At 34.0% G+C, this 10,905-nt stretch carries 8 protein-coding genes; 4 read left to right on the plus strand and 4 right to left on the minus strand.

Annotated elements, in window-relative coordinates; all coding sequences use genetic code 11:
• The first annotated feature begins 101 nt into the window (after window positions 1-101).
• Both B0E44_RS00300 and B0E44_RS00305 read left to right on the plus strand, forming a co-directional pair.
• Window positions 102-1,502, plus strand: a complete 1,401-nt coding sequence (locus B0E44_RS00300) for a S1C family serine protease (protein ID WP_077370207.1) — start codon at window positions 102-104, stop codon at window positions 1,500-1,502.
• A gap of 156 nt (window positions 1,503-1,658) precedes the next feature.
• Window positions 1,659-3,107, plus strand: a complete 1,449-nt coding sequence (locus tag B0E44_RS00305) for a glyceraldehyde-3-phosphate dehydrogenase (protein ID WP_077370208.1) — start codon at window positions 1,659-1,661, stop codon at window positions 3,105-3,107.
• 277 nt (window positions 3,108-3,384) lie between these two features.
• Here the strand turns inward: B0E44_RS00305 and B0E44_RS00310 are convergent, their stop codons facing one another.
• Window positions 3,385-3,843 (minus strand): Lrp/AsnC family transcriptional regulator, encoded by a 459-nt coding sequence (locus B0E44_RS00310; RefSeq protein WP_077370209.1) that lies wholly within the window; start codon window positions 3,841-3,843, stop codon window positions 3,385-3,387.
• A gap of 212 nt (window positions 3,844-4,055) precedes the next feature.
• On the opposite strand from B0E44_RS00310, the gene ald reads away from it, so the two are divergent.
• On the plus strand, window positions 4,056-5,180 hold the full coding sequence (gene ald / locus B0E44_RS00315; RefSeq protein WP_077370210.1) for an alanine dehydrogenase: 1,125 nt from the start codon (window positions 4,056-4,058) through the stop codon (window positions 5,178-5,180).
• Between the two features lie 189 nt (window positions 5,181-5,369).
• Here the strand turns inward: ald and B0E44_RS00320 are convergent, their stop codons facing one another.
• Window positions 5,370-6,776, minus strand: coding sequence for an APC family permease (locus B0E44_RS00320; RefSeq protein WP_077370211.1), 1,407 nt, complete (start codon window positions 6,774-6,776; stop codon window positions 5,370-5,372).
• 253 nt (window positions 6,777-7,029) lie between these two features.
• Between B0E44_RS00320 and B0E44_RS00325 the strand changes: the two genes are divergently transcribed.
• Window positions 7,030-8,550, plus strand: a complete 1,521-nt coding sequence (locus B0E44_RS00325) for a carboxypeptidase-like regulatory domain-containing protein (protein ID WP_077370212.1) — start codon at window positions 7,030-7,032, stop codon at window positions 8,548-8,550.
• Between the two features lie 56 nt (window positions 8,551-8,606).
• On the opposite strand, the gene B0E44_RS00330 is transcribed toward B0E44_RS00325, so the two are convergent.
• Together B0E44_RS00330 and B0E44_RS00335 are read right to left on the minus strand one after the other, a co-directional pair.
• Window positions 8,607-10,022 carry a peptidoglycan endopeptidase gene (locus B0E44_RS00330; protein ID WP_124019251.1) on the minus strand — a complete coding sequence of 472 codons (1,416 nt, stop codon included), beginning with the start codon at window positions 10,020-10,022 and terminating at the stop codon, window positions 8,607-8,609.
• 215 nt (window positions 10,023-10,237) lie between these two features.
• Window positions 10,238-10,870, minus strand: a complete 633-nt coding sequence (locus B0E44_RS00335) for a hemolysin III family protein (protein ID WP_077370213.1) — start codon at window positions 10,868-10,870, stop codon at window positions 10,238-10,240.
• Between the last annotated feature and the right edge of the window lie 35 nt (window positions 10,871-10,905).

A 10,905-nucleotide genomic window follows, 5' to 3' on the forward strand; every position in this document is an offset into this window, starting at 1 on the left:
AATGAATTGTTAATCATTGTTAAAGAGCGTTAAACCATATTGTTCGAAAAAAAAAATCTGCTAAATTCGTTATTAAATAACTAATAAAAACGAAAAGCAAAATGAGACAAATTTCAAAATTATTCTTGGTATCCTTGTTGAGTGGCGCAACAACCCTTGGCGCATACAAATTATTATTTGACAACAATGGTTATTTTTCTTCCAACAAAAACGGAATTACGACACTTGCTCCTGAATCCTACGGAAGGCAAGTTGGATTAAGTGCCGAAAACATCGATTTTACAGTTGCTGCAGACAAAACCGTACATACTGTAGTTCACGTAAAAAACGTATCGGTGAGAACTATTTCGAATCCGATAATGGAATACTTTTATGGCTATGGAGGGCAGCAACAGCAAGAACAAGTTGGAACAGGATCTGGTGTTATTATTTCTGAAGATGGGTATATAGTAACTAATAATCACGTGGTAAAAGACGCTACAGACATTGAAATCACATTGAACAACAAAAAAACATACAAAGCAAAAATCATCGGAACCGATTCCAAAATGGACATTGCTTTGCTAAAAATTGATGCCGACGAAAAACTACCGTATTCCACATTTGCCAATTCTGATTCGGTTAAAGTGGGCGAATGGGTACTGGCTGTTGGAAATCCGTACAATCTAACATCAACTGTAACAGCAGGAATTGTTTCGGCCAAAGCCAGAAATCTAGATACTCGAGGCATTCAGTCTTTCATACAAACTGATGCTGCGGTAAACCCAGGAAACAGTGGTGGTGCATTGGTAAATACCCGTGGAGAACTAATCGGAATCAACACAATGATTTCATCAATGACAGGTTCTTATGTAGGCTATTCGTTTGCAGTTCCTTCCAATAATGCCAGAAAAATAATCGAGGACATAATGGAATTTGGAAATGTACAAAGAGGAATTCTAGGCGTTGAAGGTGGCGAATTAAATGGAACTGCGTCTAAAGAATTAGGTATTTCTCAAACACAAGGTTTTTACATTAATAGAGTTTCCAAAAACTCAGGTGCCGAAAAAGCTAAATTGCAAAAAGGAGATATTATCATCAAATTAGACAATCAGGATATTTCCACTTTTGCCGACCTATCTGGTTATGTAAATACCAAAAGACCGAATGATAAAGTACAGGTTACTATCATTAGAGATGGTAAAAATTTAGTTGTTCCTGTTGTATTGAGCAAAACCGAAAACTTTAATACCGAATTCAAAGGAATCGAACTCGAAAATATAGACGCTGCTGACAAAAAGAAATTCAAATTGGATTATGGCGTAAAAATCAAATCCATTACCAATGAAAACTTATCACAATATTCTGATGAACTTGTCGGAAACATCATTTTAAGCATTGATAATGTCAAAGCAACCAATGTCGAAACGGTTTCTAAACTTTTGAATAATAAAGACGAAAAACAAAGCATCCGTATTGAAATGATAAATAAAAACGGTGAGGTCATGAGAATCATTATCTAAAAAAGTTAAAACCATAAATTCAAAGTCGGCTTGTATTTTCAAGTCGGCTTTTTTTATTTCAAAAAAGTTTTAAAAAAAGTTACGAAATCGATTGAAATAAGTACTTTTGCACCAAATTTTAAAAAACTGCATTAATTAACAATACAAATTTTCAACATGAATAACATGGATTTATACGAAAAAGAGGTTTCGTTTCAAGCCGATAGAAGACGTTCAGGAGTAGAATTAATTAAAATTATTAGCGATTTATGGTACGACAAATCAATCGAATTGGTTTTGTTCCGAAATCAATTAATAGATAGAAACGTAAGCGAAATTATCAACTTACATGAATATGCAGGTAAATTTGTAGGCAAACCGATTTCAGTTTCAGATTCAGTTGAAATTGCAAATGTAATTCTTACTTTGGATTTGCCACCATCAAAATTGGATATTGGAAAACTTACTTACGAGTACCGTTTAGAAGATGAAAAATACCCAGATGCAAGACATTTTGTTTTAGACAAATTAAAAGAAGCTAAATTCTCTGAAGAAATCCAACCCAAAGATGTAATTCTTTATGGTTTTGGTCGTATTGGACGCTTATTGGCACGAGAGCTAATGTCCAAAACAGGAAAAGGAGAACAAATGCGTTTGAGAGCCATCGTTACAAGAGATAAAAACGATGCTACAAGCCTAGAAAAAAGAGCTTCATTATTACGTTACGATTCCATTCACGGAGATTTTCAAGGTTCTGTTGTTGCCGATACTAAAAACAATGCCTTAATCATCAACGGAACTACAGTTCATATCATCACAGCAAACACTCCAGAGGAAATTGACTATACGAAATACGGAATCGACAATGCCTTAGTGATTGACAACACAGGTGCTTTCACAACCAAAGAAGCATTGAGCCGTCATTTAGTTTCAAAAGGAGTTGATAAAGTATTGCTTACTGCTCCAGGAAAAGGAGTTCCAAATATCGTTCATGGTGTGAATCAAAACGAATATAACCCAGACGAAATTGACATTTTCTCGGCTGCATCATGCACCACCAATGCCATTACTCCAATCCTAAAAGCGATTGAAGACACTTTGGGAGTTGTAAAAGGACACCTTGAAACAATTCACGCTTATACAAATGACCAAAATTTGGTCGACAATATGCACAATAAATACCGTCGTGGTAGAGCAGCTGCCCTCAATATGGTCATCACCGAAACTGGTGCCGGAACAGCAGTTGCCAAAGCATTGCCATCTCTTGAAGGAAAATTAACGTCAAATGCCATTCGTGTACCAGTTCCAAATGGCTCTTTGGTCGTGTTGAATCTGGAAGTAAACAAAGAAACTTCGGTTGAAGCCATCAATAGCATTATGAAAAAGTATGCGCTTGAAGGTGAATTGGTTGAACAAATCAAATATTCATTGAATAACGAATTAGTTTCTTCAGACATCGTGGGAACTTCTGCACCTTCAATTTATGACAGCAACGCAACTATCGTTTCCAAAGACGGGAAGAATATAGTGCTTTACATTTGGTATGACAACGAATACGGTTACAGTCACCAAGTAATCAGACTAGCCAAATATATTGCCAAAGTAAGACGTTTTACGTACTACTAGCATTTACATTTACAGGTTGGGGAAACTCTTTTAGTTTTAATTTTAGTTTTTTAGATAATAAATGTGCCCCAGCCTGAATTCAACAGAAATCCGCCAAGTTTTAGAACAAGGCGGATTTTTTATTTTCAATTCGAAAAAATTTATCGAGCAAAATACTTAAAAACATTTTAACCACAAAGTTCACAAAGGAAACACTATGCACACAAAGCTTTGCGAACTTTGCGGTATTCTTTGTGTACTTTGCGGTTAATTTTTAGACACGTAGAACTTGCATAATCTAAATCGGCAAAACCGTCGTACTCTTCACTTCCGAAATAATAAAAAAACTATTTATCAAAGACACCTCAGGCAAAATCGACAATTTCATTTGATGAAAATGATGGTAACTTTCCATGTCAGGCAATACAATCTTGAGCATATAATCAAAACTTCCCGAAACAAAATTACACTCCACCACTTCAGGCAAATTCAATATCGCTTGATTGAAACTATCCGAAATATCAAAAGTTTGTTTCACCAAGGTCACTTGACAATAAACAGTGAGGTTTTTACCCAACTTTTTCTTGTTCAAAATAGAAACATATCGCTCTATAATACCCTCTTTTTCAAGACGTTTCACTCGATCATGAACCGGAGTTAGTGAAAGATTTATACGATTTGAAATGTCTTTTAATGTCAAATGCGCATCTTCCTGCAGAAGGCGCAATATTTTTCTGTCGTTTTCATCTAAAATCATAACAAAAAGAGGTTTATTAAAATTGATTTATAACAAAATAATCCGATTAATTTTCTTTTTACAAATAAAAAAGGCAATAAAAAAAGAATTATTTCATGCTAAATTACTAAATAAAAATAATATTTTCCTATTTTGATTTACAATGAACAAAATTTTTCTTTATCTCCTAAATTTGTAATTGAATTTTAAATCAATCACTAAATACAACAGTTATGATAATCGGTGTACCAAAAGAAATTAAGAATAACGAAAATCGTGTTGCTCTAACTCCAGCAGGTGTTGCTGAGATGAAAAACAACGGTCATAGTGTTTATGTTCAAGCAACTGCAGGTGAAGGAAGTGGTTTTGCTGATGAAGAATATGCTGCAGCCGGTGCTGTAATCTTACCTACTATTGAAGAGGTATACAGTATTGCCGAAATGATTATCAAAGTAAAAGAGCCAATCGCTTCAGAATACCCACTTATTAAAAAAGATCAATTACTTTTCACATACTTCCACTTTGCATCATCAGAGCCGTTAACTCATGCAATGATTGAGCGTCAAGCAATCTGTTTGGCATATGAAACTGTTGAAAAAACAGACCGTAGCTTACCATTATTAGTTCCAATGTCTGAAGTAGCAGGTCGTATGTCTATTCAAGAAGGTGCAAAATACCTAGAAAAACCATTAAAAGGAAGAGGAATTCTTCTTGGTGGTGTTCCAGGTGTTCCTCCTGCTAAAGTATTAGTACTTGGTGGTGGAATCGTAGGAACTCAAGCAGCAAAAATGGCTGCAGGTTTAGGAGCTCAAGTAACTATCATGGATGTTAGTTTGCCACGTTTACGTCAATTAGACGACATTATGCCTGCCAACGTTATGACTCAAATGTCTAACAACTATAACATCAGAAAAGCAATTTTAGATACTGATTTAATTATTGGAGCTGTATTAATTCCAGGAGCAAAAGCACCTCACTTGATTACTCGTGATATGCTAAAATTAATGCGTCCGGGAACTGTTCTTGTTGACGTAGCAGTTGACCAAGGAGGTTGTATCGAAACTTGTACTCCTACAACTCACGAAGACCCAACTTTCATCATTGACGATATCGTACATTACTGTGTAGCGAATATGCCAGGTGCAGTACCTTATACTTCTACATTAGCACTTACTAATGCTACTTTGCCTTATGCTGTACAATTGGCAAACAAAGGATGGCAAAAAGCTTGTGCTGATAACGAAGAATTAAAAAAAGGATTAAACATAGCCAACGGAAAAATCCTTTACAAAGGAGTAGCCGAGGCTTGGAATCTTCCTTTTAATGAAGAGTTAATATTAGAAAACGCTGTTTGCTAATATTAAATAAGTGCTTACTACACTAGAAAAACCCGTTTTGTTTATCAAAACGGGTTTTCTGTTTTTATCGAGAACATAAATATTGCCAAGATATGTTTACATCAAATCGACACATTCTCTAATAAAAAAATTCGTCTCATAATCGAGACGAATTTCTTTTATAGAATGTTCAAACTGAACAATAAAAAACTACTCCTTCGATTTAGTTAAATAATAAATCGGAATTCCAATCAACATTATTAGAACACCCCAACCACAAGTGCTCGGTTTTGTATATAACAAAGTAATACAAATGGCGCTGGCAATAATAATGTAAAGTGCTGGTAAAAACGGATAACCAAAAGCCCTATACGGTCTTTCTGCATCTGGCATTTTCTTGCGAAGAATAAAAATCCCGTAGATTGTCAGTATATAAAATATCAAAACGATAATTACAACAAAGTCCAACAAATCACCGTATTTTCCGGTCAAACACAAAGCTGAAGCCCAAAAACACTGCGCCCACAATGCCCAAGCCGGTACGCTCGCCTTGTTCAAATGGGAAGCTTTTTTGAAAAACAAACCGTCTTGTGCCATCGTATAATAAACCCTTGCCCCAGTCATAATTAAACCGTTATTACAGGCAAAAGTCGAAATCATAATCATCAAGGCGATAATTAATGTTCCAATATTTCCGAAAATATTTTGTGATGCAACAACAGCCACCCTATCCGATTCTGCCGTAGCAATATCCTGTAAAGGAACCACCGCCAAATACATCACATTGGCCAAAATGTAAATACAACTTACAATCAAGGTTCCTAGAAATAAACTCAATCCTACATTGCGTTTTGGATTTTTGATTTCGCCAGCGATAAAAGTCACACCTTCCCAAGCCACGCTCGAAAACAATGAACCCACCAATGCAGCCGACATTGCCGAAATCAAAGCTACTCCACTGATTGGAAGCCAAGAACCCGTATCAGTATTCAATGATTGAGAAGACCAAGCATTTGCCCAGTTGGCATCCCAAACCTCAGATTTAGCAGCAAAAAATCCAAAAATAATCAATCCAAAAATCGAGGCAATTTTAATAACCGTCAAGACCGTTTGCAAAATTTTGCTATTTTTCACACCACGGCTATTGATGTAACTCAATAAAATAATGGTGATTATCGAAACGATTTGGGCAGCACTGAGTTTGAAATCGCCCAATTCATAAATAATATTTTTTTCGCTCACAGGAGAATACAAATAAGCAGCAAATTTCGAGAAAGCCACACCCACAGCGGCAATTGTACCTGTTTGTATCACAGCAAAAAAGCTCCAACCATATAAAAACCCAATCAGTTTTCCGTAAGCTTCTTTTATGTAAACATACTGCCCGCCCGCTTTTGGAAACATCGCGCTCAACTCGCCATAACTAACGGCGGCAATCACGGTAATAAATCCGGTAAGCACCCACATCGCAATCAGCCATCCTGCAGAACCCAATTGGCGCACCATATCCGAGCTCACAATAAATATCCCTGATCCAATCATTGATCCAACGACAAGCATTGTCCCGTCTAGTAATCCGAGTTCTCTTTTAAATTCTTCTGGTTTGTTTTCTTCCATTTTTATAGGTTTATTTTTTTTGGTTGGCTAAAGATATACTTTTTTTATAAAATTCAAAGTAATAGAAAAATCACAAAAAGAATTTCTACATTTAGAATCTTAAATAAATTTTGCAATGTGCAACTAGATAATTCTTTTGTTAAAAAATAATAAGTTGTAACTTTTACAAAGAATTCTAACTGAAGTTCTAATGAAATTTACATCCCACTTTTTTAAAAAATATTAGTCTAATCAACAAATATAAAATGCAATTATGAAACGAATTCTTATTTATATTTTCTTTATTCTGTTTGTTTATCAATTAGGTTTAGCCCAAGACATTACTGGAAAAATCATAGATAGTAAAACTGGCGAAACTATTCCATACGCCAACATACAAGTTAATGGATCACAGAGTTTAATTTCGAATACAGACGGTTTCTTCACAGTAACCGAAAACAATAACGAAAATGCTTCGATTCTCGAAATATCTTATCTCGGATATGTGAACCAAACAATAACTTTAGATCAGCTGAAAAGCCAGCAAAACATCATCAAGTTACAACCTGGTGTTTTTGAACTTGCCGATGTTAATGTATCCAACATCAAACCAAACCCCTATAGCATAATGGCAACGGTTAAGGAAAACTTGGATCGTAATTACAAAAGGGAATATCAATCCTCAAAAGAAGTTTTATTTTATCGTGAAGAAAACTCTTTTAGTCCCAAAAAAATGGATATGGAGATTACCAAATCAACTGGTTTTACAAAGGACAACCTAAAACTAGCTAATGCAGAGATAACTTCTTTTAATGCTAAAATTATATCACATCCACCCAAAGAATATACAGATATTTTTTGCAATTATTATAGTAATGTTAAAACTGAGAAGGACAAACGAGTATTTTCCTCTAAACTTGATGTGGTCAAAGCGACAAAATTAAAGGATGAAAATCGTTCGGCAGATGTTGATGATCTACAACAAACAGCGACAAAAATGATACTCAAACATCTAGATACTACAAAATACTACAGAGTTAAAAGTGGTCTTTTTGGTTCACAAGATTCGATTTCTTTACGAAAGGATTTCTATAAGAGAAAACTAAATAAAGAGAATAAAAATCAAGCAGCTTTGACTAAACGTACCCTAGAGAATTTTATATCGAAGAATAATTTTTCACAAAACAGCAATTTAGATTTTGTAACCCAGTATGAACTTTATCATTATGAATATGAAGGTGCTATTTATTCCAATGAAAATGAATTTGTTTATGTACTGAACTTTAAACCCAAAAAGAGTAAAGCAAAATACACTGGAAAACTTTACATTTCTGAAACCGATTATGGAGTTGTTCGAGCAGATTACACATTGGCTGACAATAAGACCGTGAAAGGATTTAATATGAAATTCCTATTAGGTATAAAATCATCTGAAAACATTAGTAAAGGAACACTCATCTTTAATCGTAATGCTAGCGGTATAGGCTATTATTTACGCTATGCGTCAAAAGAAAGGGGAGTCTATTTCTATTTAAATAGACCTTTAAAATTTATCGAATTGACAAGTGATGAAAAAGATGTACTTGCACTTGATATCAAAATAGAAGGAAATACATTCCATAAAAAAGAAATAATGACCATTTCGAATACAGAAATCTCAAATACCGCATTTGTAGCTAGTGATGAGAAGAATTTTAAATTCATACCCATAAAACAGTATGATCCTAAACTATGGAAAGGCATCAGCACTATTGAGCCTTTAGAAGAAATGAAACAATTTAAATCAATAGAATAATTATTGTTTGTGATAAAACAAGTCTACTATGATAATCAGGAATAGTGGATGGAATATTAATTTAAAACACGGTTTACCTGAGCAAAATTACGACGATAATAAGGCTCTTTGGTAGACGAAATAATCACTCCTGAATGCGTCGAAGAGTGAATAAATTTTATTTCATCTTCAGCCACTTCGATAACCATTCCGACATGATTAATGTGATGTCTACCATTGGTTTTAAAGAAAATCAAGTCTCCTTTTTGTGCATTTTCATCATCAATTTTTTCGCCGATAGAAGATTGCTCAATTGATGACCTAGGCAGTTTTATATCAAAAGCACCAAAGGTAGCATACATTAACCCTGAACAGTCGAATCCAGCAGTTGTTGTACCTCCAGTTCTATATCGTATCCCTATTTTATCTGAAGCCAATTGAATAATCTGATTTATCAAATCTGCATTCGGCATATTTACGGTTGCTATTATTGTATCCTTTGGTTTTTCAACTTGCGATACCAAAATTTCCTCTTTTCTGACTTTTTCAATTTTATCACTTGGAACTTGAATACTCAACTTTGAACCAACCAACATTTTTTGTTGAATGGCAGGGTTTTGCTTTTCTAAAACGGCTACAGTGATTCCGTATTTTTTGGCAATTCCGTACTTAGTTTCTTTAGGTAAAACCTCATGGATAATTTCTGAAGTCTGAATTTGAGAATCTGTTTTTACTTCTTTTTCTTTCGTTCCGTTATCAGTGACAGCAGGAACAGTTTCTTTATTCTCCACTACAATTTTTTCTTTTGTAGCTAACTTATTTTCTTCAACGATAATTTCATTTTCAGGTGCTTTTCCATTGCTTGGAATCACAACTGTCTGCCCAATGCTCAACCCTTTTTTTCCTATTTTTGGATTGGCATTTTGCAATTCTTTTAACGAAATATCATACATCTTCGCAATAACATACAACGATTCTTTAGGCTTTACTTGATGAGTTAAAGGAGTTGTCGCTGATTCTACTGTCTCAACTACCTCTTGAGTTTTTGCATTTGACAGACTTGCTATTTCTTTTTTTGTTAAACTCGATGGGATAATAATCGTTTGACCAACTTTTAATCCTTCAGCTTCTAATTGTGGATTGGCTTTATAAAGTAGTTCTGTAGTAGTTTTGAATTGTTTGGTAATTCCGTAAATTGTTTCTTTGGTCAATACTTGGTGATTGATATCCGTTGTTTTTTCAGAATCAGTAACAGCTACTTCATTCGTTTTTTTAGGTTCAGAATTTGGAATCAATAAAACCTGATTGAGATGTAAGGTTTTTTTAGCTTTAGGATTTAGCTTGTAAATAGACGTAATCGAAACATTATATTTTTGAGCAATACTAGAAATTGTTTCCCCTTTTACTATGGTGTGCTTGATGTTATTATCTTGCGAAAAAACACTGATACTGCATAAAAAAAGTGCTATAACAATTGACCTAAAATACTTCATATTTTTTATTTATTCCTCATTTTTAACAATACACGCATTTTTGAGGGGGTTATTAAATTTGCTGTGTATGTATTTCAAAAAAAATTTCGAAGGATTGCAAATATAACTCATTAAGTAGAAACGAAAACTAAAATACTCCTAAAATTCCTAAGGAAATTATAATTTTTGTCCTTTCGTCGTTAATTTTAACTTTTTATTAAGCAGTTTTAAGCTTCTCATAGACTTTTTAAAATTGCCACATAATGAAAAATCGTTCCAAAAAGCACAAAAAAATGCCAAACAGTATGAAAGTAGTTTTTATGTCCTTTTATATAAAAATAAACGCCTACGGTATAACTCAATCCTCCAGCAAGTATCCACAAAAAAATCGATAAAGGAATAACTCCCCACAACGGCTTTATCACAAAAACGATCATCCATCCCATCAATAAATAAAACAAAACAGAAAGAAACTTAAAACGATCAACGTAAAAAATCTTAAAAAAAGTTCCCAGCAAAACTATTGACCACATTATTCCCAGAAAAACCAAAGCCGTTTCTTTATTCAAATAAATAACCATCAATGGTGAGTAGGTTCCGGCAATTAGATAGTAAATACTGATGTGATCTGCAATTTTAAGCAACTGTTTCGTTTTCTCTTTTTGTGCCAAATGATACAAAGACGAAAATGAATACACCAATAACATTCCTATTCCAAAAACAATAACGGAAGATTCGGTAATTAAATTATGTTGTTTGTATGCTATTGCAATTAGAAATGGCATAGCGAATAAACAAAAAAACACACCTAGTATATGTGAAATTCCATTAGCTAATTCTTCGTTCCTAGTTTGAATTCTATCTAACATTTTAATCTAAATTTGATTTAATTATACTATAAAAA

The sequence above is a fragment of the Flavobacterium sp. A45 genome (genome assembly GCF_002001005.1).
Classification (GTDB): domain Bacteria; phylum Bacteroidota; class Bacteroidia; order Flavobacteriales; family Flavobacteriaceae; genus Flavobacterium.

Excerpts from the sequence above, each read along its gene's own strand:
- B0E44_RS00310 (WP_077370209.1), bottom strand. The coding sequence starts at position 3,843 with ATGATTTTAGATGAAAACGACAGAAAAATATTGCGCCTTCTGCAGGAA.
- B0E44_RS00325 (WP_077370212.1), top strand. The coding sequence starts at position 7,030 with ATGAAACGAATTCTTATTTATATTTTCTTTATTCTGTTTGTTTATCAA.
- ald (WP_077370210.1), top strand. The coding sequence starts at position 4,056 with ATGATAATCGGTGTACCAAAAGAAATTAAGAATAACGAAAATCGTGTT.
- B0E44_RS00300 (WP_077370207.1), top strand. The coding sequence starts at position 102 with ATGAGACAAATTTCAAAATTATTCTTGGTATCCTTGTTGAGTGGCGCA.
- B0E44_RS00305 (WP_077370208.1), top strand. The coding sequence starts at position 1,659 with ATGAATAACATGGATTTATACGAAAAAGAGGTTTCGTTTCAAGCCGAT.
- B0E44_RS00335 (WP_077370213.1), bottom strand. The coding sequence starts at position 10,870 with ATGTTAGATAGAATTCAAACTAGGAACGAAGAATTAGCTAATGGAATT.
- B0E44_RS00330 (WP_124019251.1), bottom strand. The coding sequence starts at position 10,022 with ATGAAGTATTTTAGGTCAATTGTTATAGCACTTTTTTTATGCAGTATC.
- B0E44_RS00320 (WP_077370211.1), bottom strand. The coding sequence starts at position 6,776 with ATGGAAGAAAACAAACCAGAAGAATTTAAAAGAGAACTCGGATTACTA.